Here is a 25,762-nt window from a genome sequence, read left to right as displayed (position 1 = left end):
CGAGGATCGACCCATGGCGTCCAGCCTGACGAAGGACTCCGCCGGTACCCCTGGCTCTGAGAAGACCTTCTTCGGCCACCCCCGCGGACTGGCCACACTCTTCATGACCGAGATGTGGGAGCGTTTCTCCTACTACGGCATGCGTGCTCTGCTCGTGCTCTACCTGGTCTCCGGCGGCGCCGACGCTGCCACCGGCAGCCAGGGCGGCGGCCTTGCCTACACCGCGGCGACCGCCACGGCCATCTACTCCGTCTACGTGGCCATGGTCTACCTCATGGCCATGCCCGGAGGCTGGATCGGCGACCGCATCTGGGGTGCCCGCAAGACCGTCGCCATCGCGAGCATCGTGATCGTCGCCGGTCACGTGTGCCTGGCCCTGCCGAGCTCGGCGATGTTCTTCGTCGGTCTCGCCCTGGTCGCGGTCGGTTCGGGTCTGCTGAAGGCCAACATCTCGACGATGGTCGGCCAGCTCTACAGCGACCCGAAGGACCTCCGCCGCGACGGTGGCTTCACGATCTTCTACATGGGCATCAACCTCGGTGCCTTCGCCGCTCCCTTCGCCATCGGCATCCTCGGCGAGAAGGTCAACTGGCACCTGGGCTTCGGCCTGGCCGCGATCGGCATGGCGCTCGGCGCGATCCAGTTCATGCTCGGTTCCCGCCACCTGTCCGCGGAGAGCAGCCGGGTCCCGAACCCGCTGTCGGCCGAGGAGAAGCGCGGCGTCATCGTCAAGACCCTGGCGGCCGTCGCCGTGATCGCGGCGTTCTACCTCCTGGTGGCCTTCACCGACGTCTACCGGCTCACCCTCAACTGGGCGCTGCTCCCGATCACCGTGGCCGGTCTGCTGATCCCCGTCGCCGTACTGGTCAAGATCAAGCGGGACCGGGACCTCAACGCCGAGGAGCAGACCAAGATGACGGCGTTCATCTGGTTCTTCGTGGCCGCCGCGATCTTCTGGATGATCTTCGACCAGGGCGCGTCGACGCTGTCCCTCTTCGGTGACTCCCACACCTCCCGGGACATCTTCGGCTGGGAGATGCCGAACACCCTGTTCCAGTCGCTGAACCCGGGCTTCATCATGCTGCTCGCCCCGGTCTTCGCCGCCCTCTGGATCGCGCTGGCCCGCCGCAACCGCGAGCCCAGCACGATCGTGAAGTTCTCCTTCGCCCTGGTCATGGCCGGCGCCTCGTTCTTCGTGTTCCTCGTCCCGATGGGCATGGCCACGGGCGACACCAAGGTCACCATGTGGTGGCTGGTGCTGATCTTCCTGATGCACACGGTCGCCGAGCTGTGCCTGTCCCCGGTGGGCCTGTCCCTGACCACGAAGATGGCGCCCGCGAAGTACGCCTCCCAGATGATGGGAGTCTTCTTCCTCGCCGTCACCGCGGGTGACAGCGTGACCGGCATGCTCGCCATCGCCGGGGTCGACCTCAACGGCCAGGGCATGGTCGCCCTGGAGGCCGCGGCCGCGGTGCTCGCGGGCTTCTCGGTCTACATGGCCCGGAACAAGGTCAGCTCGCTCATGGGTGACGTGCGCTGAGCCGCACACCCCCACGTTCGAACTGAGGGCCGCCGCACCACCCGGTGCGGCGGCCTTTGGCGTTTCTGCGGGTGCGGGACCGACGCGCGGTGGAGCATCTGGCCATGCCCCTGCGCCGCATCTCGCCTCGCACCTCGCCCCGTACCTTGCCGACCCTCGCCCTCTGCGTGGCGTTGCTGTCGTCGTCCAGTGCCGCCGTCGAGGCCGCACCCGAGCCGTCGCCGTCGCCGGGCCTGACCTTCTCGTACGGGGAGCACGCGCGGCAGAACATCACCGTGTACGGCGACGGGTCCGGGCGCCCCGCCCTGATGATCCTGCACGGCGGCTCCTGGGTGCGGGACACCGACTGGAGCGGGCGTGCGCGGTGGTTCGCGGCGCGCGGGTTCACCGTGTACGACACCGACTACCGGCTCGCCACCGACGCCGCCTGGCCCGCGCAGCGCGACGACGTGCTCGCGGCCCTGCGGTGGGTGAAGCGGCGTGGCGGTGCCGCGCCGCTGGTCCTCGGCTCCTCCGCCGGCGGGCATCTCGCCGTCAGCGCGGGAGCCTACGGCGCGGGGCGGGGGCGGGTACGGGCCGTGGCCGCGCTCTCCCCCGTGGCCTCGCCCTACCGTGCCTGGAAGGACGGCGGGATGCGTGCCGCCGCCCCCGCGCAGCGCAAGCTGCGGGGGACGGCGGAGCTGCTCGCGGGGTGTGCGCCGGACCGGGCCTCCGGACCGTGCTGGAAGAAGTGGGTCGACCTGGTGGCCAAGTCGCACGCCTCCGGCAAGGACGACGCGCCCCTGTACCTCACGCACTCGGCGGCCGACTTCGTGCCGGTCGCCCACTCCACGGACCTCGCGCACGCGCAGAAGATGGCGGGGATGCGCGACGTCACGGTCCGCATCGAGCCGGGCGACGCGCACGGAGGCGAGCTCCTCAGGGACCCGGGCTTCGCCCAGGCGCTCCTGCGCTGGCTGCGCCAACACGCCTAGGACAAGCCCCTTTTGGGGCGCGGGGAACCGCGCGAGCAACCACAGCGGTCGCGCAGTTCCCCGCGCCCCTTACGGTGGCGTCGTCAGCGCAAGCCGTTCCTCCGCCTCGGGAGGAACGTGAACACCGCGCCGCCCAGCAGGATCACCGTTCCGGCGACAAGGCCGAGGGCCCGCAACGCCCCGTTGTTGTCGGCGCCGGTCTCGGCGAGGTCACCGCCGCCGCCCCCGGCGGAGCCACCCGCAGAGCCGCCACCGGAGCCACCGGCCGAACCGCTGCCCCCGGCGGCCCCGCCGGGCTGCGCCGCCGTGTCGATCTCCAGCGAGACCTCGGCCTTGGACGGGGTGCAGGTCGTCGTCGTACCCAGTGCCTTGACCGTGAGGACGCCCGGCGAGAGCGTCGACTTGCCGTCGGCGCCCGGCTTGTACGTGCCCGTCAGGTCAGGGATGGTCATCGGGTCGCCCGACTTGATGGGCTCCTTGTTGGTGGGGCCCTCGACGTGCACCGTGCCCTTGTCCGCGCCGCCCAGCTTGACCTCCATCGACGGCTTCACCGAGTCCGCGGGGATGTCGGCGGGGCTGTCCATGACGGACTTCTTGAACTCGACGGTGAGGCCGTAGTTCCCGCCGTCCTTCTTGGCGTTGATCTGGACGGGGGACGTCGCGTCCTTGTCGCCGATGGGCGTCTTGCACTTGTACGGGGTCTGGACCTCCTTGCCGGGGAAGTCGGTCTCGCCGCCCCCGCCACCGGACGTACCACCACCGGTGTCACCGCCCGTGTCGCCACCTCCGGTGTCGCCGCCACCAGTGTCGCCACCGGACGTGCTGCCGCCAGACGTGCTGCCACCGGACGTACCGCCGCCCGAGGCCGTGCCGCCCGAACTGCCGCCGCCCTCCGTCACCTTGATGGTCGCGCCCGCCTTGACCTCTTCCTTGGGCGTGCACTTGGTGTCGGTCGACATCGGCTTGCTGACGTTGATGTTGTACGCACCCGGGGTGAGCGTGATGTCGCCCGCCTTGGTCAGCTTCAGCTTGCCCTTCATGTCGGACAGGATCATCGGGCTGTTCTTCTTGATCGGTGGATTCACCCGCTCGCCCGCCACCGCCAGCTCCCCGGTCTGACCGCCGCCCAGCTTGATCGTGCCGGTCGGCTTCACCGTGTCCTTGTCCAGATCGAGGATGTCCGGGTTCTTGGACGCGGCCTCCGTGGTCTTCCATACGACCTCGACCTCGTCGCCCACCTTCGCGGCGGCCGGCGCGGTGATCTCCACCTTGGTGGTGCCCTGCACCGGCGGAAGCCCCGATATGGACGGCGGGATGCACTCCGTCTTGTACGCCACCTCGGCCGCCTGCGCGGGACCCGCGCCCAGCAGGATGCCCGCCCCGCCGAGCAGCAGCGAGACCGAGGCCGCGCCCGCTCTCCGTCGTGTGCTGATCACGTGTTTCCCTTCGTCGTCGGGCTGTTCTCTGACGGTGCGGAGAGCTGTCCGGCGGCGGGTGCGGTCCCGGAGCCGGGGTCTGTGTCAGGGGTGAACCACGGGAGGGTGCCCGTGTTCGCGGCGGTGCCCTTGGCGGACGGCCCGCCGGTCTCGCGAGGCGGCTTCGTACGTGGCGTACGGGCCGCTTCGTCGGCCGCGACCGCCCCCTGGGGCAGCCGCAACTTCGGGATACGGTCGGTGAGTTCGGCGATCCTGCCGGTACGGTGGCGCCCCGCGGGGCGGGAGCCGCGGCCACGGCGGCGGTTGGGCCGCAGCCGGTCGACCACCGCCATGCCGATGCGGAAGACGGCGGCCGGCACGACGACGCAGAGCAGGATCCAGAAGACGGTGACGCCCCACGGGCGTCCGACGCCCCAGGGCTGCTCGGCGAGCACCTTGCCGCCGAACTTCAGTGAGACGAGGTAATCGCCGTGCGCCCCGGCGGAGAGCTCGACCGGCAGCTTGATCTGGGCCTTCTTGCCCGGCGCGATGGTGCCGCGCCACTGCTGTTCCTCCCACTGCGGGGCGAACACGCCGTGCGAGGTGCCCACTTGGAAGACGGGGTCCTTGACCGGGGCGGAGCCGACGTTGCCCACGGTGAAGACGAACTTGCGGGACGGCGGGGCGCCGAACCAGGTCAGGACGCCGCTCGACCCTTCTAGCCGCGTATCGGTGAGGACGGAGAGCTTCCCGCCGCCCCGCTGCTTCGGCAGGGGCTTCACGGGATGCCCGGCGACCGCGAAGACGGCGTCCGCCTGCGCCTTGTCCCCCGTGACCGTGGCCACGTGGACCACGCAGGGGCAGGGCTTGGGCGGCTCGGCCACGGGGAGCTTCTTGCTGAAGGCGCCCTTGCCGTCCGTGGTGACGGCGCGGCCGCTGTCGTTGGCGCAGGAGTTCGTGCCGCCGGGCACGCCGTCGGCCGGGGTGGACTGGCCGCAGACGAGCATCATCAGGAGGGCGTCCGGCCGCCACCCCTCTCCCTTGACGGTGATGTCACCGCCCTTGCCCGCCTCGGCCCTGGAGAGGGTGAGGGTGGGTTTCTCGGCGGCGGTGGCCCCCGCCGCCGGGAGCAGCACAAAGGCCATGGCCGCAAGCACGGCGGTCGCGGCGACACACCGCTTGACCGCCCACAACGGGTTGCCGTTCACAGCTGCTCTCCCTCTGCCGTCCCCACTCCCGCCAACTCCGGTTCCATGACGCCCTGTTCAGGTTGCTCGTCCAATGGCGGATCATCGGCCGCCGCGCCGCGTCTGCGTACGAACCAGACGCCCGCCGCCGCCAGGCCGAGCACCCCGGCCCCCACCCCTGCCACCGCTCCCCACGGCACGAAGCGGGCCGATGCCGTCGCCTCGCCGTGCGCCCCGCCCGATGCCGTCACCGTGAGCGTGACGTCGACGGAGTCGAGGGCGGGGGCGTCCTTCCACGGTTCCGTCAGGGTGACCCTGCGGCCGGGGAGGAGTTCCACCGGGAGCGTGCGGGGCTTGCGGTCGAGCAGCGGGCCGAACACGCCCTCCGCGCGGACCGCGAGCCTGGGGGCCAGGACCGTGTTGCCGCGGTTGACGACGTCGTACGAGATGCGCCCGCCCTCGGCCCGCACGCGCTCGACCGTGAGCGCGGACAGCGTCGGACCGCTCACCCGCAGATGCACGCGGACCCCGGCGTCACGGCCGCCCTCCCGCGCGACGACCGCCCCGGGGTGATCGCCGGGCACCGCGCTCTCGGGGATGCTCACGCTGAACGGCACCTCGGCGCGGGTGCGCGGCGGCACCTTCACCTTGCGCTCGGCGAAGGTGATCCAGGAGCCGGTGTCCTTCGGTCTGCCCCGCTCCAGGAAGTAGGCGCCGCCCTTGGTGTTGTCCGCGTCCGCGCCGCTCAGTTCCACCGTGCGCGGCTTCGGCCCCGGGTTGGTGATCGTCACCGTGTCCTCGAGGACGGAGCCGGGCGTGCCCTCCACGTAGAAGTAGGGCCGCCCGTCCTTGGCCGGCCGCGTCCCTCCTCCCGCGGAGGGCGCGACGGACCACACCGCGGAGTCGTCGGCGGACGCCTCGGTCGCCGGCACCATGCCCGTCACCGCTAGGGCCACGGCCACGGAGAGAGCGCGGGCAACGGACAGCAGCGACGGCATCGGCGGCTCCTGGATCTTCGTACGCTTCATGCGCTTCGTACGCTGCGGGCTCTCTGCGCGCACCGCGCCTAGCGCGACCGGGCCGCCTGGTTCCTGCGGGTCAGCCAGAGCGCGCCCGCCGCGCCCGCGAGCAGCACCGTGCCACCGAGGGTGCCGAGCGCGATCGCCGAGTCCGCGGGCCCTGTCTGCGGGAGCTCGTCGCCGCCGGAGGGTGCGCTCGCCGAGCCGCCGGAGTCCGCGTCGTCACTCGACCCGCCGGAGCCGCCGCCCGTGGTGCCCCCGCCGCCCGAGCCCTGCACGTCGAGGGAGAGCGAGGGCTTGGGGCTGTTGGACGGTGTGCACGTCGTGGTCGTGCCCAGCGCCTTGATCGTCAGGACACCCGCGGTGAAGGTGACCTTGCCGCTCTTCTTGGGCGTGTACGTCCCCGACAGGTCGCTGATCTTGATGGGGGTGTTGGCGGGGATCGCCTTGTCGTTGGGCGCTCCGGACACCGGCACCGTGCCGCTCTCCGCGCCGCCCAGTTTGATGAGCGCGCTCGGCTTCATCGCGCCCTTGCCCAGTTCCACGGGGCTGGAGGAGACGCCCTTCTGGAAGGACATGGTGAGTTTGTAGCCGCTGCCGCTCTTCACGCTCTTGATGTCGATCGGCGACACCGCGCCCTTGTTGCCGATGGGCGTCTTGCACTGGTAGTTGACGTCCTGGACCTCGGCCTGCGCGGCGGGGGCGGCCATCAGCACCGCCGAGCCGCCGGCCAAGGCCGTGGCAAGCGCGAGCGCGGCCCTACGTTTCTGGTACGACACCTCGGGTTCCCCTCATGCCGGTCGTGGCGTGCCGCGGTGCGGATTTACTGACGGCACATCAGATTGGGCGCTCAAGGTACGCCCGGGGCCTTGCCGAGGGAAGACAAAGAACGCGCCGGATCTCAATGATCCGGCGCGCGTACGAACCGTGGGTAACCCAAGGGGGAACTGAGCGGGCCCTACACGGGCGCGCTCAGCTCGGCCCACACCGTCTTGCCCGCCACCCCCGGGGTGCGGACAACCCCCCAGTCCAGGCAGAGCCGCTGGACTATGAACATGCCGTGGCCGCCGGGCCGCCCCGCGCGGTGCGGGGTACGGGGCGAGGGCTGACCGGAGCCGCGGTCGGACACCTCGATGCGCAGCACCTTGCTGTCGGTGGAGAGCCAGAGCTCGTCGGGGCCCTCGGCGTGCAGGCACGCGTTGGTCACCAGCTCCGACACGACGAGGAGGACGTCCTCCGCGGCGGCACGCTGATCGGCGCCCGCCGCGGGAAGCCAGCCCCACGCCTGCAGCGACTGGCGCGCGAAGTCCCGGGCGAGCGGCACGATGCCACTGGCACCGGTCAGGCTCAGCCTGCGGACCTGGCGCCCCTGACGAACCGTGGCCGCCGGGACGGCCTGGTCCGCGGGGGCGGCCGCGACGGCAGCCTCGGGCTCCGGGCCGCGGTCGCCCGGCGAGCAAGGCCGGGTGGTGCTCATCAGCGCTTCACCTCACCGACAAGAGGACTCTGGACAAGGAACTGGACAAGAAGCAGGGCTCCAAGAGGGGTCATCGGCTGCTCGGCCGTTCCGGCTGTTGACTTGGCAACGATTTGTTCGCGGATCGCTGTCGACGCATCCAGCTTGTCTCCTGCCCGGCCGAACCGTGAGAACACCCACTTATTCGACGCTACCCGTGTGACACTCGTAACGCAGTGATCACATAGAGACAACTGGCGCGTAACTCTTGGGCACGCCCCGTCAGCGGGCCGACCGGTCAGTCGGCCAACGCGTCCGCGAGCGTCTCGTGGACACTGAAGACCGCCTCGGCCCCGGTGATCTCGAACACCCTGGCCACCACCGGCAGCATCCCTGCCAGATGCACCCCACCTCCCGCCGCCTCGGCCTTGAGCCGGGCCCCCAGTAGGACATTGAGTCCGGTGGAGTCCATGAACTCCAGGCGCGAGCAGTCGACGACCAGGCGCGAGAAGCCGTCGTCGAGGCATGCCTCGAGTGGCTCACGCAACAAATCGGCGGTGTGGTGATCCAACTCACCCGCCGGAGTAACGACGACGCTCGGGCCTTCTGCCCGGACTTCGACCAGAAGCCGGCCCCGATGCGCGCTACCGACTGTCCCGCGGTCCATTCCGTCACTCACTTCCGACCGTCGTGGCTGTTGATGACGCCCCTGAACATTACGCCTTCCTCACGCCCTCGGGTACCCGAACATCCCCCCGAAAACGGACATTTAGCCGCACAACGCACTTGCGACCGGGCTGTGGAAACGGGTAGGGGTAGAAGAGACAGTAATCAACACTGACGGCTTTGGAGGCGCCGCACACCGCAGTGCACGTATTGGCATCGGCAGCCATATGCCGAGAACGATGGAGGACACCATGTCACCCCGGCTCGACGAATCGCGCACTGACCGAGCGACGTCGACACTCCCACCGCACCGTATCGAGACCGAGATCCCGGGTCCCCGCACGGAAGCCACGCCCGGCGAACTCCCGGACCTGACGGCCGTGCCGGAGGCGGAAGCCCTCGAAGGGCTCGCCGACCTGCCCGAGATCCCGCCGTTCGACGAGGTGGGCCCGCTGGATGCGAGGGCGCTGTCCAAGACCCTCTTCGAACGCTTCGAGGCGCTCGAGGAAGGCACGCACGAGTACGCGTACGTCCGCAACACCCTGGTCGAACTCAACCTCGCCCTGGTCAAGTTCGCCGCCTCCCGGTTCCGCTCCCGCAGCGAGCCCATGGAGGACATCATCCAGGTCGGCACGATCGGCCTGATCAAGGCGATCGACCGCTTCGAGCTCAGCCGAGGCGTCGAGTTCCCCACCTTCGCGATGCCGACCATCGTCGGCGAGATCAAGCGCTTCTTCCGCGACACGAGTTGGTCGGTGCGCGTCCCGCGCCGCCTGCAGGAACTCCGTCTTGACCTTGCCAAGGCGGGCGACGAACTCGCCCAGCAATTCGATCGCGCCCCCACGGTGGGCGAGCTCGCCGAGCGCCTGGGCATCTCCAACGACGAGGTCGTCGAGGGCATGGCCGCGTCCAACGCCTACACGGCGAGCTCGCTGGACGCCCAGCCCGAGGAGGACGACTCCGAGGGCGCGCTCGCGGACCGGATCGGCTACGAGGACCACGGACTCGAAGGCATCGAGTACGTCGAGTCGTTGAAGCCGCTGATCGCCGAACTGCCGCCGCGTGACCGGAAGATCCTCTCGCTCCGCTTCGTCGCCAACATGACGCAGTCGGAGATAGGCGATGAACTGGGCATCTCGCAGATGCACGTCTCGCGACTGCTGTCGCGCACGCTCGTCAAGCTCCGCAAGGGATTGACCGTCGACGAGTGAGGGGGCTCGCCGCTCGGCGTTCGTGCGGGTTCCTGGCCCGCCGCTTCGCGCCGGATGACTCCCACCCACCCACCCGTTTGCCCCGCGTCCAGGGGCAGGCGGGTGGGTTGCTTTCTGCGTCCGCTCAGCTGACCTTCTCCACTCAGCCGGCTGTCTACACTCAGTCGGCCTTCAGGGCTGCCGTGACCGCCGCCTCCGCGTGCAGGCGGGTCGTCGGGAAGACCGGCACCGGGCTGTGTTCCTGCCCGATCAGCAGCTCGATCTCGGTGCACCCGAGAATCACGCCCTCAGCTCCTTCCCGTACGAGATCTTCGATGACGTTCTGGTACCCGACCCTCGACGCCTCATGCACCACCCCGAGGCACAACTCCTCGTAGATCACCCGGTGCACGAGCGCGCGCCCTGCCCCGTCCGGCACGAGCACGTCGAGACCGTGCGAGGCCAGCCGCTCCCGGTAGAAGTCCTGCTCCATGGTGAACGCGGTCCCGAGCAGCCCCACGCGCCGTACGCCGCCGCGCAGCACCGCGTCGGCGGTCGCATCCGCGAGGTGCAGGAGCGGGACGGAGAGAGCCGCCTGGACCTGCTCGGCCACCTTGTGCATGGTGTTGGTGCAGATCAGCACGAGATCCGCCCCGGCCGCCTCCACCCCCTTCGCGGCCCCGGCGAGCACCTCCCCCGCTTCCTCCCACTCCCCCGCGACCTGCAGCCGCTCGATCTCGGCGAAGTCGACGGAGTACAACACGCACCGAGCGGAATGCAGCCCCCCGAGCCGCTCCCGCACGAGTTCGTTGAGCAGGCGGTAGTACTCGGCGCTGGACTCCCAGCTCATGCCGCCGATGAGGCCGATGGTCTTCATGGTCCGCATGGGGGCCAGGATCGCACCCTCCGACGGCAGGAAAATCCCACTGGATAACGGGCATATCGCCCATCCAGCGGGATTTTTCTGCCATCCGCGTCGATCAGCCGACCACCCTCGCACCCCGGCGCCAGACCTCGCTGATCAGCGGGACGCCCGGGCGGTAGGCGAGGTGGACGTGGCTCGGGGCGTCGAGGAGTGCGAGGTCGGCGCGGGCGCCCTCGCGTACGACGCCGATGTCCGTGCGGCGGAGGGCCGCCGCGCCGCCCGCTGTCGCCGACCAGATCGCCTCGTCCGGGGTCATGCCCATGTCGCGTACCGCGAGGGCGATGCAGAACGGGACCGAGGACGTGAAGGAGCTGCCCGGGTTGCAGTCCGTGGAGAGGGCCACCGTCGCGCCCGCGTCCAGGATGCGGCGGGCGTTCGGCCACTCGGCGCGGGTGGAGAACTCCGCGCCGGGGAGGAGCGTCGCCACGGTGCTGCTGTTCGCGAGGGCGTCGATGTCGGCGTCCGTGAGGTGCGTGCAGTGGTCCGCCGATGCCGCGTCCAGTTCCACGGCGAGCTGGACTCCGGGGCCGTACGAGAGCTGGTTCGCGTGGATGCGGGGGTGCAGGCCCTTCGCCTTGCCCGCCGTGAGGATCGCGCGGGCCTGGTCGCCGTCGAAGGCGCCCTTCTCGCAGAAGACGTCGATCCAGCGGGCGTGGGGGGCGCAGGCCTCCAGCATCTCGCCGGTGACGAGGTCCACGTACGCCGCCGGGTCGTCGGCGTAGTCCGGGGAGACGATGTGGGCGCCGAGGAAGGTGACCTCGTCGGTGTGGCGCGCGGCGATGCGGAGGGCGCGGGACTCGTCCTCGGTGTTGAGGCCGTAGCCCGACTTCGTCTCGAAGGTGGTGGTGCCCTGGCGCAGGGCCTCGGCGAGGTAGTGGGTGAGGTTCGCTTCGAGGGCCTGGTCCGTGGCGGCCCGGGTTGCCGCGACCGTCGTGCGGATGCCTCCCGCGGAGTACGCGCGGCCCGACATGCGGGCGTTGAACTCCTGGGTGCGGTCGCCCGCGAAGACGAGGTGGGAGTGGGAGTCGACGAAGCCGGGGATGGCGGCGCGGCCCTTCGCGTCGTGCGTCTCGTCCGCCGCGGGGGCCTTGGCGGCCGGGCCCACCCAGGCGATGGTCTCGCCGTCCAGGACTACGGCTGCGTCCGTGAGGAGGCCCAGGGGGGTTCCGTCCCCCTGGGAGGGGTCGTTCGTGACGAGGCCGGCGATGTTGGTGATGAGGGTGGTGGGCATGGGGGTCCAGTCCTCCGCGGGTGGGTGGGTGGGTGGGGGGGATGGGTGAGTGAGTGGCTGGGTGGGTCGGGCAGGTGGTGCTGCCGGGCAATCGGGTGGGTGGGCGGGAAAAATTCGCCGCGAAGCGGCGGCTCAGGGGGGGCTGGGGGCACCCCGGCCCCCAGCCCCCAGCCCCCAGCCCCCAGCCCCCAGCCCCAGGCCCCAGGCCCCCAGGCCCGGATCAATCGCGCAATGCCCCCACCGCCTCCGCCAACGCCCCCGGCACGTCCGCGACCAGGACGTGGGAGCCGTCCCGTACGACATGGCGGCCGCCGACCACCGTGTGGCGGACGTCCGCCGATGTCGCGGCGAAGACCGCCGTCTCCGCCGCGAGGCGAGGCAGCGGGCCCGCCGTGCGGACCGAGTCCAGGGCGATCGTGGTGAGGTCGGCGAGCGCGCCGGGCTCCAGAACGCCCGCGTCGGGCCAGCCGAGGGCGGCGTGGCCGTCGGCGGTGGCCGCCCGCAGCAGCGCCGCCGCCGTCCAGTGGCCCCGGGTGTGCGAACGCAGGCGTTCGTTCAGTTCCATGGCCCGCGCCTCTTCGAGGATGTCGATCACCGCGTGGCTGTCACTGCCCAGGGAGAGCGGGCTGCCCGCCTGCTGGAGGCGGACCGCGGGACCGATGCCGTCCGCGAGGTCCCGCTCCGTCGTGGGGCACATGCACGTGCCGGACGAGGACCGGCCAAGGAGCGCGATGTCGGCGTCCGTCAGGTGGGTGTTGTGCACGCCCGTCGTGCGGGGGCCGAGCACCCCGTGGTCCGCCAGGAGGCGCGTGGGAGTGCAGCCGTGCACCGCCTGGCACGCCTCGTTCTCCGCCGTCTGCTCGGAGAGGTGTACGTGGAGGGGGGCCTGGCGGGACGAGGCCCATTCCGCCACGACCCCCAACTCCCGGGCAGGAACCGCCCGTACGGAGTGGATCGCCGCCCCGATCCGGGCGTGGGCGCGGTCCTTGAGGGCCGAGGCCCGCTCCGCCCACGCCTGAGTGCTGCCGTCGGAGAAGCGCAGCTGGTGGCGGTTGGGGGGCTTCCCCCGGGACTCCGAGAGGAGGCCCGACGCCACGTAGGCCGTGTCCAGGAGCGTGATGCGGACGCCCGCGTCCGCAGCCGCCTCGATCAGCGCCTCGCCCATCGCGTTGGGGTCGGCGTAGGGCGTACCGCCCGGCGCGTGGTGCACGTAGTGGAACTCGCCCACCGTGGTGATGCCCGCGAGGGCCATCTCCGCGTACACCGCGCGGGCCAGGGCGTGATACGTCTCGGGAGTCAGGCGGTCCGCGACCGAGTACATGACCTCGCGCCACGTCCAGAACGTGCCGGAGCCCACCTGGACCGTGCCGCGCAGGGCCCGGTGGAAGGCGTGCGAGTGGGCGTTGGCGAGGCCGGGGAGGGTGAGGCCGCGCAGCACCGTCGCGCCGGGCGGGGGTGTCTCCACCTCCTTGCGGACGGCCGTGATCCGGTCGCCCGTCACCTCCAGCGCCACGCCCGGCTCGACATTCGTGTCGAGCCAGGCATGCTCCAGCCAGTACGTGGCCGCCTTCGCCGTATCCGTCGTCACCTGCACGCCAGCCCTTCCAGTACGTCGGCCAGTGCGGTCACCCCGGCCACGCAGTCGTCCTCGGCGGCGAACTCGGCCGGGGAGTGTGAGATGCCCGTGGGGTTCCGTACGAACAGCATGGCGGTGGGGATCGAGCCGGACAAAATACCCGCGTCGTGTCCCGCGCCCGTGCCGAGCACCGGGATCGGCTTCTCCCCGCCGAGGATCGTGCCGAGTTCGTCGCGCAGGGCGTCCTCGAACTCCACCACCGGCGTGAAGGACTCCCGTACGACGTCGAGGTCGATGCCGTGCCGGTCCGCGTACTCGCGGGCCGCCTTCTCGACGGCCGTCACGACCGTGTCCAGCGACTCCTGGTCCGCGGCACGCGAGTCCAGCCAGCCACGGACCAAGGAGGGGATCGCGTTGACGCCGTTCGGCTCGACCGAGATCTTGCCGAAGGTGGCGACCGCGCCCGCCAGTTCGGCTTCCCTGCGGGCCGCGAGGACCGTCTCCGCGTACGACAGCATGGGGTCGCGGCGGTCCACCAGGCGGGTGGTGCCCGCGTGGTTGGCCTCGCCCCTGAAGTCGAAGCGCCAGCGGCCGTGCGGCCAGATGGCGGAGGCGATGCCGACAGGATCGCCGGTGAGGTCCAGGGCACGGCCCTGTTCGACGTGGAGTTCCACGAACGCGCCGATGCGGGCGAGGCGTTCGGGGTCCGGGCCGATGGACGAGGGGTCGTGGCCCGCCGTCTCCATCGCCTGCGGGAGCGTGATCCCGTCCGCGTCCGTCAGCTCGTACGCCTTCTCTCGCGTGAGCTGTCCCGCGGTCAGCCGGGAGCCCACGCAGGCCAGACCGAAGCGGGCCCCCTCCTCGTCGCCGAAGTTGGTGATGGCGAGGGGGCGGCTGAACGACACCTTCCGTGCGCGGAGTTCGTCGAGCGCCGCGAAGGAGGAGACGACCCCGAGAGGTCCGTCGAAGGCCCCGCCGTCCGGTACGGAGTCCAGGTGCGAGCCCGTGACCACCGCGTCGCCGCGGGACGGGTCGCCGAGCCAGGCCCACTGGTTGCCGTTGCGGTCGACCTCGTGGTCGAGGCCGCGGGCCTCCGCCTGGGCCTGGAACCAGAGGCGGCATTCGGCGTCCGCGCCGGTCCAGGCGTAGCGGCGGTAGCCGCCTGAGGCGTCGCTGCGGCCGATGGGCCGCAGCGAGCGCCACATGGCGTGGAACGTGTCGCTCACGCCTGGCCACCCTCGCTGTGCTGGTCGCCCTCGCTGTGACGGTCGCCCTCGCGCATCGGGATACGTACGCCCTTCTCGTCCGCGACCGACTCCGCGATGTCGTAGCCCGCGTCGACGTGCCGGATGACGCCCATGCCGGGGTCGTTGGTCAGGACGCGGCGGATCTTCTCGCCGGCCAGCTTCGTGCCGTCGGCCACCGAGACCTGGCCCGCGTGGATGGAACGGCCCATGCCGACGCCGCCGCCGTGGTGGATGGAGACCCAGGAGGCGCCGGACGCGACGTTCACCATGGCGTTCAGGAGCGGCCAGTCGGCGATCGCGTCGGAGCCGTCGAGCATGGCCTCGGTCTCGCGGTACGGGGAGGCCACCGAGCCGCAGTCCAGGTGGTCGCGGCCGATGGCGAGGGGGGCGGCGAGGGTGCCGTTGCCGACCATGTCGTTGAACATGTCGCCCGCCTTGTCGCGCTCGCCCTGGCCGAGCCAGCAGATGCGCGCCGGGAGGCCCTGGAAGTGGACGCGCTCGCCCGCCATCTTGATCCAGCGGTGCAGGGACTCGTTCTCCGGGAAGAGGTCGAGGAGCGCCTTGTCCGTCTTGTGGATGTCGGAAGCCTCGCCCGAGAGCGCCGCCCAGCGGAACGGGCCCTTGCCCTCGCAGAAGAGGGGGCGGATGTAGGCGGGGACGAAGCCGGGGAAGGCGAACGCGCGGTCGTAGCCCGCCAGTTGGGCCTCGCCGCGGATCGAGTTGCCGTAGTCGAAGACCTCCGCGCCCGCGTCCATGAAGCCGACCATCGCCTCGACGTGCTTGGCCATGGATTCGCGGGCGCGGGTGGTGAAGCCCGCCGGGTCCTTCGTCGCGTACGACTGCATGTCGTCGAAGTCGACGCCGGTGGGGAGGTAGGCGAGCGGGTCGTGGGCCGAGGTCTGGTCCGTGACGATGTCGATCGGTGCGCCCTCGGCGAGCATGCGCGGGAGCAGGTCGGCGGCGTTTCCGAGCAGGCCGATGGAGAGCGGCTTGCGCTGGTCGCGGGCCTCCGTCGCCAGCTGGAGCGCGTGCTCCAGGGAGTCGGCCTTCACGTCCAGGTAGCGGTGCTCGATGCGGCGCTCGATGGCACGCGGGTCGACGTCGACACAGATCGCGACGCCGTCGTTCATCGTGACGGCCAGGGGCTGGGCGCCGCCCATGCCGCCGAGTCCGGCGGTGAGGGTGATCGTGCCGGCGAGGGTGCCGTTGAACTTCTTGGCGGCGACGGCGGCGAACGTCTCGTACGTGCCCTGGAGGATGCCCTGCGTGCCGATGTAGATCCACGAACCGGCGGTCATCTGGCCGTACATCGTGAGGCCGAGGGCCTCCAGACGCCGGAACTCCTCCCAGTTCGCCCAGTCGCCCACGAGGTTGGAGTTGGCGATCAGGACGCGCGGGGCCCACTCGTGGGTCTGCATGACGCCGACCGGGCGGCCGGACTGGACGAGCATCGTCTCGTCCTGCTTGAGGGTCTTGAGGGTGCGGACCATGGCGTCGAAGGAGCGCCAGTCGCGGGCCGCCTTGCCGGTGCCGCCGTAGACGACGAGCTTGTCGGGGTGCTCGGCGACCTCGGGGTCGAGGTTGTTCTGCAGCATGCGCAGGGCGGCTTCCTGCTGCCATCCCAGGGCGCTCAGTTCCATACCGCGCGGTGCCCGTACGGGGCGGGGTCCTGACATGGCGGTGCCTCCTCGTGACGCTTTGCTGTGACCTTGTTATTCACATCCTGCGATGTTGAATAGAGCTAGTCAATACGCTGACGGGGCAGCGATACCACGTGACGGATGATTGGCTGGAACACATGAGCGATCAGGGCACGGAGACCGCACACGCGACCGAGCTGGACAGAGAGGATCCGACGGACCGCGCCGTCCGGCGTGACCAGGCCGTCCGCGCCGCCGTCGAGCAAGGTCTCGTCGACCCCGCGTCGCCCGTCGTCGGCCTCCTGGACGTCACCGGTATCCGCACGGCCGCCGCCGCCCTGCACGCCGCCTTCGAGGCGGTCACACCACCCGGCACCCCCGTGCTGCACGCCTTCGCGGTGAAGGCGTCGCCCCTGGTCCCGGTGCTGCGCCTCCTTCGCGACGCGGGCATCGGCGCCGAGGTGGCGAGCCCCGGAGAGCTCGCCCTGGCCAGGGCCGCCGGTGTGCCGCCCACGCAGACCGTCCTCGACTCGCCCGCGAAGACCGCCGCCGAGCTGCGCGAGGCCCTCGCCCTCGGCATCGCCGTGAACGCCGACAACCCGCAGGAGCTCGCCCGCCTGGACGCGCTGACCCGCTCGGCGCCCACCGGCTCCCCCATCGGCCTGCGCGTGAACCCGCAGATCGGCGGCGGCTCCATCGGCGCCCTGTCCACCGCGACCGCGACGTCCAAGTTCGGGGTCGCGCTGCTGGACGAGGGCGCCCGCGACTGGATCGTCCGGGCGTATCTCGACCGGCCCTGGCTGACGCGCCTGCACGCCCACTCCGGATCGCAGGGCATGCCCCTGGAGTTGATGGTGCGGGGCGTCGCGGCGACGTACGAACTGGCCGAGGAGATCAACGAACGGGCCGGCCGGCAGCAGATCGACACCATCGACATCGGCGGCGGCCTGCCCGTCAACTTCGGCTCGGACGAGGAGACCCCGACGCACGCGCAGTACGCCCGCCGCCTGAAGTCCCGCGTGCCGGGGCTGCTCGACGGGCGCTACGGCCTGGTCACCGAGTTCGGCCGCTCGCTGCTCGCCAAGCACGGCACGATCCTGGCCCGCGTGGAGTACGCCAAGTCGGCGGGCACCCGGCCCATCGCCGTGACGCACGCGGGCGTCCAGGTGGCCGCCCGCACGGTGTACGCGCCCGCGTCCTGGCCGCTGCGGATCGCCGCGTACGACGAGAAGGGCCGCCCCAAGAGCGGCCCGGCCGTCGGCCAGGACATCGCGGGCCCCGCGTGCTTCGCGGGTGACCTGCTCGCCGAGAACCGTCCGCTCCCGCTGCTCGAACAGGGCGACTACGCCGCGGTGCTCGACACGGGGGCGTACTACTTCGCGCACCACTACTCGTACAACAGCCTTGCCCGGCCCGGCATCTACGGTTTCGCCGCGGACCCCGGCGAAGGGGGCGCAGACGTCGCCTTCGCCACCGTGCGGGAGCCGCAGTCCCTGGAGGAGATCGTCGCCGAGTCGGGGGGCGGGATGCGCGACGCGTTGCGCGACCTCTGAGATTGCTCAACTCCCGCATCCCATCGGCACTTGCGGGGCAGATGCTCCCTCCAGGCACACCCTCGGGGGAGATGATCCTGTGACGACATCCGAAAAGGCCACCGGTACGCCGCCGCCGTCCGGAGAACCCGCGCTGAACCGCGCGATCGGCCCCAAGCTCCTGATCCTCTTCGTGATCGGCGACATCCTCGGCACCGGCATCTACGCCACCACCGGCAAGGTGGCGGGGAAGGTCGGCGGCGCGCTGTGGCTGCCGTTCGCGATCGGCTTCGTCGTGGCGATCCTGACGGCCGCGTCGTACGTCGAGCTGGTCGGCAAGTACCCGAAGGCGGCGGGCGCCGCCCTCTACACGCAGAAGGCGTTCAAGGTCCCGTTCCTCACCTTCATCATCGCCTTCATGGTGATGTGCTCGGGCCTCTCGTCGGCGAGCGCCGCGGCCCGCGCCTTCAGCGGTGACTACCTCGGGGAGCTGACGAGCGACGCGCTGCCGCCGACGCTGGTCGCGATCCTCTTCATCCTCGCGCTCGCGGCGCTGAACCTGCGGGGCGTCTCGGAGTCCGTGAAGACGAACGTGGTCCTCACCCTCGTCGAGCTCACGGGCCTGGCCATCATCCTCGCGATCGGCGCGTACGCGGTCCTGAGCGGGGACGGTGAGCCCTCGCGCCTGACGGACTTCGAGGCGGGTGACGGCACGGCCTACGCCCTGATGACGGGCGTGCTCGGCGCGACGGCGCTCGGCTTCTTCGCGTTCGTCGGCTTCGAGGACTCGGTGAACATGGCCGAGGAGACGAAGGACCCGACGCGCACGTTCCCACGGGCGATCTTCATCGGGGTCGCGGTGACGGGCACGATCTACGTCCTGGTGGCACTGGTGTCGTCGCTGCTCGTCGACTACAAGGTGCTCGAAGGATCGAGCGGCCCCCTGCTCGAGGTGGTGAAGGCGGGCGGGATCGACTTCCCGCACAAACTCTTCGCCCTGATCGCCCTGTTCGCGGTCACCAACTCGGCGCTGATCAACATCATGATGGCCTCGCGGCTCTGTTACGGCATGGCCAACGAGCGCATCCTGCCGCGCGCGATGGGGCGGGTCCTCCCCCGTCGCCGGACACCGGTGGTCGGCATCGTCTTCGTCTCGCTGCTGGCGATCGGACTGGTGACGACGGGCGAGATCGAGGGCCTCGGCGACACGACCGCGTTCCTGCTGCTCTGCGTGTTCGCGGTGGTCAACGTGGCCGTCCTGGTCCTGCGCCGCGATCCCGTCGGCCACGCGCACTACCGCGCGCCGACGGTCCTTCCGGTGCTCGGCGCCATCACCGCCCTGATCCTCGCGAGCCCCCTCGCGGACCGCCCGGCCGAGGTCTACATCCGGGCCGGGGTGCTGCTCGCCATCGGCATCGGACTGTGGGTCGTCAACAAGGTGGTGCTCAAGGCGCGCGGCGAGGAGTGAAGGGGGGCGGTCCGGTCGTCGGTCGCCACAATCGGTCAGGCTCGGGCCCGAACTCATCTCTCGTCGCACTGATCCCGTCGAGGTCGGGCATGTTCCCCTGGAAAGTGCCCATTTCCCCGGACTCTCCACCACTTCTGCGTACCTTCTCCACACCGGGCGGCGCTGAGCCTCCGGTCGGGTGGTAGGGGCCACCCGGTTCAACCCTGGGGAAGGGGAGCCGCGTGCCCGGAATCGACGAGTGTCTGCTCGAAGCCATGACACTGCCCGGTGCGCGCGGTGCGGCGATCGTCGACTGGACCAGCGGGCTCGCCCTCGGTTCGGTCGGCGATCCTCCCGGCGGCGACCACGAGGCGACCGCGGCCGAGACCGCGGAGGTGGCGCGGTCCGCGGCGGAGTACCAGGCGTTCGCACCCAGGGACGACGCACTGGACACGGCACGGGACGACGACCGCAAGGGGCTCCCCGTCGAGGACCTCATGCTCACCACGAGGACCGGGTTCCATCTGATCCGCTTCGTCGAGACGACCTTCGACAGCAGCGTCTTCCTCTATCTCTGGCTCGACCGGCACAACGGGAATCTCGCGCTCGCCCGCATGCGGCTGCGCGACCTCTCCGAGCGCCTGGTGCTGGTGTGACCGCCATGCGCATCACCGCGGCCGCCACCTCGCCCATGCTGATGCGGCTCGCCGACGAGCGGGCGACCGGTGCGCTGCTGCGCGACCAGGGCACCCTCTACCTCGTCGAGGGCCGCGTCGTGCACGCGGAGAGCCCCGCGGCGCCGGGCATAGACGTCCTGCTCACGGCCGGCGGGGCGCTGCCCGCGCAGGGCTGGCAGGAGGCCCTCTCGCTGGCGGGCACGCGCAACGAGGTGGGGCGGCAGCTGATCGACAGCGGGCGGGTCACCGCGGGCGAGCTGGAGGTCTGCCACACCGGCGCGCTGTTCGACGCCGCGTTCTTCGTCCTCGGCCCGGCGAGCGGGCCGACCCGGTTCCGTTACGGCGTCGCGCACTGGCTCGGCCGGGTGCGCCCGGTGGCGGCCGAAGCCGTGGAGCGGGAGACGCGGCGGCGCCGGGCCCTCCTCGACAGCGTCTGGCCCTGCCCCGAACTGGACACCTCTCCCGTCGTGGCGCGTTCGCCCGCGCCCGGCCAGACGGTCACCGGACGCCAGGACGCGCTGCTGCGGCTCGCCGACGGCGTCCGTACGCCGACGGCCATCGCCTGGGCGCTCGGCCGGCCGTCCTTCCACACCCTGCTCGAGGTCAGGCGGCTCGCCGCGGCCGGGCTCGTGGAACCTCCGCGAACGCCCGTCCAGAGTCCGCCGATGCTTCCCGCCCCGGCCCGCGAGGACCACGACGAGCCGGACGTCGCCCTGCTGCGCCGGGTCCGTGACGCGCTGGAGGCGACTCTGTGAACGTCCGCGCCGCTCAAGGGACTTGGCCCCCGTGCCCATGAAGTTTTTCGCGCTCTGGAAGCGCGCCGGGAGGAGAGAGCTGATGGCTGCCGAAGCCGACGTACTCGTCGAACTGAAACGGCTGCGGACCAGGATTCCTCAGCTCAAGGGCGCCCTGACGGCCAGCGTCGACGGCTTCGTGCTCGCGCAGGACGCGCCGGACGTCGAGCCGGAGGGCCTCTGCGCGCTCACCGCGGCGGCGCTCGGAGTGGCCCTGCGGCTGTCCGACGCGACGCATCAGGGCGGCTTCCGCGAACTGCTCATCCGCGGCGAGGGCGGCTACGTGGCCACGTACACGGCCGGCTCCTCCGCGGTGCTCACCCTGCTCGCCGAGTCCCGAGTCAACGTGGGCCGGCTGCACTTGGAGGGCCGCCGATCGAGCGTGCTCATCGGAGAGCTGGTCGACGCCGCCGTCGAACGAGCGGAGGAAACCTGACCCATGTCCCCCACCACACCCTCATCGTCCCCCTCACCGCGTACACCCGGCAGACGGAAAGGAAGTGCGAAATTCATGGCCAACACAGAGACATCACTCAAGGAAGTCACCACCTCGATCGAGGGAGTGATCGGCGCCGCCCTGGTCGACTACACGAGCGGCATGGCCCTCGGCACCATCGGCGGCGGAAAGGACCTGGACCTGGCCGTCGCCGCAGCGGGCAACACCGACGTGGTGCGAGCCAAGCTGCGCACGATGGAGCTCCTGGACCTGAAGGACGAGATCGAGGACATCCTGATCTCGCTCAGCAGCCAGTACCACCTGATCCGGCTGATCAAGGGCCGCAACAACAACGGCCTGTTCCTCTACGTGGCCCTCGACCAGAAGCGGTCCAACCTGGCCATGGCCCGGCACCAGCTCAAACGCATCGAGGCGAACCTGGACGTCTGAGCCGGAAACACAGGAACGGCGGACCGGTCCTTCGGGCCCGGTCCGCCGTTTCTTGCGCCTCACTCCACGAAGAGCCCCCGCGCCGCCGCCCCCGCGTCGAACTCCTCCAACCGCGCCTGCGCGTCCGGGAGTCCGTCGCACATGGCCTCCAGGAGTACGCGGCCCAGGAGCATCGGCGCGCAGGCCGTGTCGAAGGCGAGGCCCGTGCCGACCGCCGCCGGGAGGAGGAGGTCGGAGTGCGCCGCCACGGGCGCGAACGCCGAGTCGGCCACCGTCACCACGGAGAGGCCCGCGTCCTGGGCGTGGGCGAGGGCGTCCACCACCTCCCGGGGGTGCCTCGGCAGCGCGAAGCACAGGAGCGCCGTCGCACCGGCCCGCACCGCCGCGTCGATCCGGTCGGCCAGCATCGTGCCTCCCTCGTCGAGGAGGCGTACGTCGGGGTGCACCTTCGCCGCGAAGTACGAGAAGCCGTACGCCTGGGACGCGGCCGCCCGCAGGCCGAGGACCGGGAGCGGACGGGACGAGGCGAGGAGCCGTCCGGCGCGCTCGACCGGCGCGGGGTCGGCGAGCACCTCCGCGAGGTGCCGCAGGTTCGCGATCTCCGCCTCGACCGCCTGCTGGTATTCGTTGAGGGAGTCCCCGCCCGCCGCCTCCGCGGGTGCCAGTTCCCGCAGATGCCTGCGCAGCGCCGGGTAGCCGTCGAAGCCGAGCGCCACCGCGAAACGGGTCACCGAGGGCTGGCTGACCCCGGCGAGCTCCGCAAGCTCGACGCTGGAGAGGAAGGGGACGTCCGCCGCCCGCCGCACCATGCAGTGCGCGATGCGCCGCTGGGTGGGCGTGAGCCGGTGGCCCTCGAAGAGCACTTGCAGCCGCGCCGCAGGACTGTCACTCATACCGTTCCCCTCACAACGCCCTGACCTTCAGGGCCCGTTCCGCTCCCGGCGCCCAGACCGGACCACAGCTCCGTGAACCGGTCGAGCAGCCCGGCCGCCGCCGTCACATCATCCGTCAACGGCCGGTCGGCCAGCTCCGCGTCCAGTACCGCGTCCGCGAGCTCGAAGGCCCTGCCGACCGGAAGATCCGGGTCGAGGCGCATGTCCCGCTGCCTCAACGCCCGTACCGCGGCGACCAGTTCACAGCCCACGACCAGCCGGTACGCCTCGCACGCCCGCAGTGTCTGGCGGGCGGCCAGCGAGGCGAAGCTGGCCTGCTCCTCGACCCCGCGGGAGAGCACCGCGTGGCCGAGGGAGGCGGGCGCGGAGAAGGCCCGCAGGTCACCGAGGGCCGCGCCGGCCGCGTACTCCAGGATCATCACGCCCGACGACGCCGGTTCGCCGTCCGCGAGGAAGGGGCGAAGACGGGTGAAGCCCGGTTCGTTCAGGGTCGAGAGGCGGGACGTGGACAGACGCGCCGCCTGCGTCACGGCGAGCCTGAAGTGGTCCAGGGACAGGGCGAGTTGGGCGAGATAGAAACCGCCGTGGTGGTAGGCCGCCATGTCCTCCGCCGAGATCAGCGGGTTCTCCGCCGCCGCGTTGATCTCCACCGTCAGGACATCTTCGAGAGCGTCCGCCGCGTCGTGCGCCGGCCCGTGGATCTGCGGCACACAGCGCAGGCCGTACGGGTCCTGGATGCGGCCGAGCGGTGGCGTGGGGCGGTCGGGCGCGCCGAGAATCTGCCGCATCCGTTCGGCGACCGCGTACGAACCGGAGTGGCGCCGCGCCTCGTGCACGGGCAGCGCGTACGCCTCGTACGAACCGTCGACCGCCATCAGGGTCAGCGCCGCCACCACCTGCGTGGCCGCGATCAGGCCGCGCAGTTCGTGCAGGGCGAGCGCGGACTGGCCGAGGGTCAGGGCGTTGCTGCTGATCAGGGCGAGCGCGTCGTTGTTGTCGAGGGGCTGCGGCTCGGGGGCGACCCCCGGCCCCTGCCAGGGGTGCTCGCCCGCGAGCGCGAGGCCCATCTGGGCGAGCGCGGCGATGTCGCCCGTACCGACCGAGCCGAATTCGTTGACCTTGGGGTACGCGCCGGTCTCCAGGGCCTGGCAGAGCGCCGTGACGACGGTCGGGCGCAGGCCCGCGCCGCCCGCGAGGAGCTGGTTGGCGCGGACCGCGAGCATCGCGCGCACCTGCCGCGCGGGCAGCTCCGCCCCGATCGCCCCGGCGTGGCTGCGCAGCAGCCGCAGACCGTGGTCGGCGGCCGCCTCGGTCGGCACGGACTCATTCCGGTTGGCGCCCACGCCGGTGGAGCGGCCATAGACACGGCCCCAGGAGGCGATCTCCCGCGCCGCGTTCCAGGAGAGCTCCACGCGCTTCATGCCGTCCGTTCCGGGTACGGGCTTTGCGGTGGATTCGGCCATACGTACGACATCTGCGACCATCAGTCCCCGGCCGTCCAGGACGACGACCGAGTCACTGCCGTCGGTCGCCCTGTCCGCGATACGAGACGACATCACTCGTAATTCCTCCTCAACCGGACGCTCCGTCTTGCCCTGCGACCACTCGTTACCAGTGATTTACCTCGGGGCATGGCCAAGCTATTGACAATCTATTCAGTCAACGAGAACTCTGCATGACGATATACAGCCGGGCAAGGGACTCCTCATGATCCAATTCGATACGGTCCACAAGCGCTTCCCGAACGGCACAACCGCGGTCCACGACCTCAGCCTTGAGATGCCGGAAGGGGGCGTGACCGTCCTCGTCGGATCTTCCGGTTGCGGCAAGACGACGACGCTCCGCATGATCAACCGGATGGTCGATCCGACCTCCGGGACGATCAGGGTGGGCGGCAAGGACGTCCTGGAGCAGGACGCCGCCGAACTGCGCCGCTCCATCGGTTACGTGATCCAGCAGTCCGGGCTCTTCCCGCACCGCACGGTCCTGGACAACATCGCGACGGTGCCGCTGCTGCTCGGCTGGGGCCGCAAGAAGGCGCGGGCGCGGGCGGCGGAGCTCCTGGAGACGGTCGGCCTCACCGCCGACGCCGGGAAGCGCTACCCGCACCAGCTCTCGGGCGGCCAGCAGCAGCGTGTGGGCGTGGCCCGCGCGCTCGCCGCGGACCCGCCGGTGCTTCTGATGGACGAGCCGTTCGGCGCGGTCGACCCCGTGGTCCGCACCCAGCTCCAGGACGAACTCCTGCGCCTTCAGCGAGAGTTGAACAAGACCATCGTCTTCGTCACGCACGACATCGACGAGGCCGTCCGGCTCGGTGACCGCATAGCCGTCTTCCGCACCGGCGGCCACCTCGTGCAGTGCGCCGAGCCCGCCGAGCTCCTGGCCCGCCCCGCCGACGGCTTCGTCGCCGACTTCCTGGGCGCCGAGCGCGGCCTGAAGCTGCTCTCCCTGACGACGCTCGCCGAGGTCCCGCAGGCCCCGGCCCCGGAGGGCGGCGCCTGGACGCTGCGGCTCGACTCCGCCGGGGCCCCGCTGGCCTGGCGGCACAAGGACGGTGACGCGGCGGACGTCCCCGTACGCCCGCTGCGGGACACGGACTCGCTCCTGTCGGCCCTGAACGAGTCGATAGCCGCCCCCAGCGGCCTGGTCGCCCGGGTCGACGCGGCAGGCGTCCTCACCGGCGTCACGTCCCGCGACGACATCCACGACCACGCGGGGCAGGTACACACCGAGGCGAGTACGGGGGACCCGGACAAGGCGTCGGACACCAGCACCACGGACGACTCAGGCACGACGGGTGACGCGCGCAAGGTCGACGTATGAGCATCGACTGGTCGTGGATAGCCGACCACACCGACGACCTCACCACCCTCACCCTCTCCCACCTCCAGGCCGCCCTCACCGCCGTCCTGCTCGGCCTGCTCATCTCGCTCCCCCTGGCCGTCGTCGCCCACCGCGTACGCCCCCTGCGCGGACTGCTGCTCGGCCTGTCGAACGTCCTGTTCACCATCCCGTCCATCGCCGTCTTCGTGCTGCTCCTGCCGGTCAGCGGACTCACCCGCACCACCACCGTCATCGGCCTGACGATCTACACGCTCGTCGTGCTCCTGCGGAACACCGTCGAGGGCCTGGACTCCGTCCCCGCCAAGACGAAGGAAGCCGCGAAGGCCATGGGCACCCGCCCGCTGCGCACCCTCCTCACCGTCGAACTCCCCCTCGCGCTCCCGGTGATCATGGCGGGCGTACGGATCGCGACGGTCATGGCGATCTCGCTCGTCTCCGTGGCGACGTACATCGGCGACGGCGGACTCGGCCAGCTCTTCACGGACGGGTTCCAGCGCAACTTCCCCACCCCCGTCATCGTCGGCGTCGTCCTGACCCTGCTCCTCGCGCTCGTCGCGGACGCGCTGCTGGTCACCCTCCAGTACGTCCTGACGCCCTGGACCCGCCGCAAGAGGAGCGCGTGA

Annotated in this window: 24 protein-coding genes; 11 read left to right on the top strand and 13 right to left on the bottom strand. The window is 71.0% G+C overall.

All coding sequences use genetic code 11. From position 1 onward, the window contains the following. The first annotated feature begins 13 nt into the window (after positions 1-13). Positions 14-1,540 (top strand): peptide MFS transporter, encoded by a 1,527-nt coding sequence (locus ACWD02_RS40630; RefSeq protein ID WP_451221293.1) that lies wholly within the window; start codon positions 14-16, stop codon positions 1,538-1,540. A gap of 104 nt (positions 1,541-1,644) precedes the next feature. After that, positions 1,645-2,514 carry an alpha/beta hydrolase gene (locus tag ACWD02_RS40625; protein ID WP_451221290.1) on the top strand — a complete coding sequence of 290 codons (870 nt, stop codon included), beginning with the start codon at positions 1,645-1,647 and terminating at the stop codon, positions 2,512-2,514. 83 nt (positions 2,515-2,597) lie between these two features. Here the strand turns inward: ACWD02_RS40625 and ACWD02_RS40620 are convergent, their stop codons facing one another. The 6 genes from ACWD02_RS40620 to ACWD02_RS40595 form a co-directional block, all read right to left on the bottom strand. Beyond that, positions 2,598-3,947, bottom strand: coding sequence for a hypothetical protein (locus ACWD02_RS40620; protein ID WP_451221423.1), 1,350 nt, complete (start codon positions 3,945-3,947; stop codon positions 2,598-2,600). Then, positions 3,947-5,074, bottom strand: a complete 1,128-nt coding sequence (locus tag ACWD02_RS40615; RefSeq protein WP_451221420.1) for a hypothetical protein — start codon at positions 5,072-5,074, stop codon at positions 3,947-3,949. Before ACWD02_RS40615 ends, ACWD02_RS40620 begins: the two co-directional genes overlap by 1 nt. A gap of 59 nt (positions 5,075-5,133) precedes the next feature. After that, on the bottom strand, positions 5,134-6,144 hold the full coding sequence (locus tag ACWD02_RS40610; RefSeq protein WP_451221287.1) for a COG1470 family protein: 1,011 nt from the start codon (positions 6,142-6,144) through the stop codon (positions 5,134-5,136). Between the two features lie 38 nt (positions 6,145-6,182). Continuing rightward, positions 6,183-6,914, bottom strand: a complete 732-nt coding sequence (locus ACWD02_RS40605) for an LPXTG cell wall anchor domain-containing protein (RefSeq protein WP_451221284.1) — start codon at positions 6,912-6,914, stop codon at positions 6,183-6,185. 179 nt (positions 6,915-7,093) lie between these two features. After that, positions 7,094-7,612 (bottom strand): ATP-binding protein, encoded by a 519-nt coding sequence (locus tag ACWD02_RS40600; RefSeq protein WP_451221281.1) that lies wholly within the window; start codon positions 7,610-7,612, stop codon positions 7,094-7,096. 277 nt (positions 7,613-7,889) lie between these two features. Beyond that, positions 7,890-8,258 carry an STAS domain-containing protein gene (locus tag ACWD02_RS40595; RefSeq protein WP_451221278.1) on the bottom strand — a complete coding sequence of 123 codons (369 nt, stop codon included), beginning with the start codon at positions 8,256-8,258 and terminating at the stop codon, positions 7,890-7,892. A gap of 238 nt (positions 8,259-8,496) precedes the next feature. Here ACWD02_RS40595 and ACWD02_RS40590 point away from each other — a divergent pair, with 238 nt between their 5' ends. Then, positions 8,497-9,468: an RNA polymerase sigma factor SigF gene (locus ACWD02_RS40590; protein WP_451221275.1), complete on the top strand. Its 972-nt coding sequence runs from the start codon at positions 8,497-8,499 to the stop codon at positions 9,466-9,468. A 160-nt stretch (positions 9,469-9,628) separates the two neighbouring features. Here ACWD02_RS40590 and ACWD02_RS40585 read toward each other — a convergent pair whose 3' ends face one another. From ACWD02_RS40585 to hutU, 5 genes are all read right to left on the bottom strand, one after another. Beyond that, positions 9,629-10,324, bottom strand: coding sequence for an aspartate/glutamate racemase family protein (locus tag ACWD02_RS40585; RefSeq protein ID WP_451221417.1), 696 nt, complete (start codon positions 10,322-10,324; stop codon positions 9,629-9,631). Positions 10,325-10,427: 103 nt separating this feature from the next. Continuing rightward, positions 10,428-11,603 (bottom strand): imidazolonepropionase, encoded by a 1,176-nt coding sequence (hutI, locus tag ACWD02_RS40580; protein ID WP_451221272.1) that lies wholly within the window; start codon positions 11,601-11,603, stop codon positions 10,428-10,430. A gap of 220 nt (positions 11,604-11,823) precedes the next feature. Next, positions 11,824-13,191, bottom strand: coding sequence for a formimidoylglutamate deiminase (locus ACWD02_RS40575; protein ID WP_451221269.1), 1,368 nt, complete (start codon positions 13,189-13,191; stop codon positions 11,824-11,826). After that, a complete protein-coding gene (locus ACWD02_RS40570) occupies positions 13,188-14,384 on the bottom strand; it encodes an allantoate amidohydrolase (protein ID WP_451221414.1) in 1,197 nt (398 codons plus the stop codon). The genes ACWD02_RS40575 and ACWD02_RS40570 overlap by 4 nt, the downstream gene beginning before the upstream one ends. A 17-nt stretch (positions 14,385-14,401) precedes the next feature. Further along, entirely contained in the window at positions 14,402-16,102 is a 1,701-nt protein-coding gene (hutU, locus tag ACWD02_RS40565) for a urocanate hydratase (protein ID WP_451221266.1), read from the bottom strand. Between the two features lie 122 nt (positions 16,103-16,224). Here hutU and ACWD02_RS40560 point away from each other — a divergent pair, with 122 nt between their 5' ends. The 6 genes from ACWD02_RS40560 to ACWD02_RS40535 all read left to right on the top strand — a co-directional run bounded on the left by ACWD02_RS40560 (position 16,225) and on the right by ACWD02_RS40535 (position 21,402). Further along, the gene (locus ACWD02_RS40560; protein WP_451221263.1) at positions 16,225-17,619 is read left to right on the top strand and encodes a diaminopimelate decarboxylase; all 1,395 of its coding nucleotides are present in this window, start codon (positions 16,225-16,227) and stop codon (positions 17,617-17,619) included. A 79-nt stretch (positions 17,620-17,698) separates the two neighbouring features. Then, a complete protein-coding gene (locus ACWD02_RS40555) occupies positions 17,699-19,066 on the top strand; it encodes an APC family permease (RefSeq protein ID WP_451221260.1) in 1,368 nt (455 codons plus the stop codon). A 221-nt stretch (positions 19,067-19,287) separates the two neighbouring features. After that, positions 19,288-19,701 carry a hypothetical protein gene (locus ACWD02_RS40550; RefSeq protein ID WP_451221257.1) on the top strand — a complete coding sequence of 138 codons (414 nt, stop codon included), beginning with the start codon at positions 19,288-19,290 and terminating at the stop codon, positions 19,699-19,701. A gap of 5 nt (positions 19,702-19,706) precedes the next feature. Continuing rightward, on the top strand, positions 19,707-20,477 hold the full coding sequence (locus ACWD02_RS40545) for a transcriptional regulator (RefSeq protein WP_451221254.1): 771 nt from the start codon (positions 19,707-19,709) through the stop codon (positions 20,475-20,477). An 82-nt stretch (positions 20,478-20,559) separates the two neighbouring features. Further along, positions 20,560-20,952 carry a roadblock/LC7 domain-containing protein gene (locus tag ACWD02_RS40540; RefSeq protein WP_363211634.1) on the top strand — a complete coding sequence of 131 codons (393 nt, stop codon included), beginning with the start codon at positions 20,560-20,562 and terminating at the stop codon, positions 20,950-20,952. Between the two features lie 75 nt (positions 20,953-21,027). Continuing rightward, positions 21,028-21,402 (top strand): hypothetical protein, encoded by a 375-nt coding sequence (locus ACWD02_RS40535; protein WP_363211635.1) that lies wholly within the window; start codon positions 21,028-21,030, stop codon positions 21,400-21,402. 59 nt (positions 21,403-21,461) lie between these two features. Here the strand turns inward: ACWD02_RS40535 and ACWD02_RS40530 are convergent, their stop codons facing one another. Together ACWD02_RS40530 and ACWD02_RS40525 are read right to left on the bottom strand one after the other, a co-directional pair. Then, positions 21,462-22,295: a MurR/RpiR family transcriptional regulator gene (locus ACWD02_RS40530; protein WP_451221251.1), complete on the bottom strand. Its 834-nt coding sequence runs from the start codon at positions 22,293-22,295 to the stop codon at positions 21,462-21,464. Continuing rightward, the gene (locus tag ACWD02_RS40525; protein ID WP_451221248.1) at positions 22,292-23,851 is read right to left on the bottom strand and encodes an aromatic amino acid ammonia-lyase; all 1,560 of its coding nucleotides are present in this window, start codon (positions 23,849-23,851) and stop codon (positions 22,292-22,294) included. The genes ACWD02_RS40530 and ACWD02_RS40525 overlap by 4 nt, the downstream gene beginning before the upstream one ends. A 151-nt stretch (positions 23,852-24,002) precedes the next feature. Between ACWD02_RS40525 and ACWD02_RS40520 the strand changes: the two genes are divergently transcribed. Next, on the top strand, positions 24,003-25,118 hold the full coding sequence (locus ACWD02_RS40520; RefSeq protein WP_451221245.1) for an ABC transporter ATP-binding protein: 1,116 nt from the start codon (positions 24,003-24,005) through the stop codon (positions 25,116-25,118). Further along, entirely contained in the window at positions 25,115-25,762 is a 648-nt protein-coding gene (locus ACWD02_RS40515) for an ABC transporter permease (RefSeq protein ID WP_451221242.1), read from the top strand. The genes ACWD02_RS40520 and ACWD02_RS40515 overlap by 4 nt, the downstream gene beginning before the upstream one ends.

It is taken from the genome of Streptomyces sp. NPDC002853 (assembly GCF_053591915.1).
The sequence above is the reverse complement of the archived record's forward strand: the minus strand, read 5'-3'. Positions and strand labels throughout refer to the sequence as shown.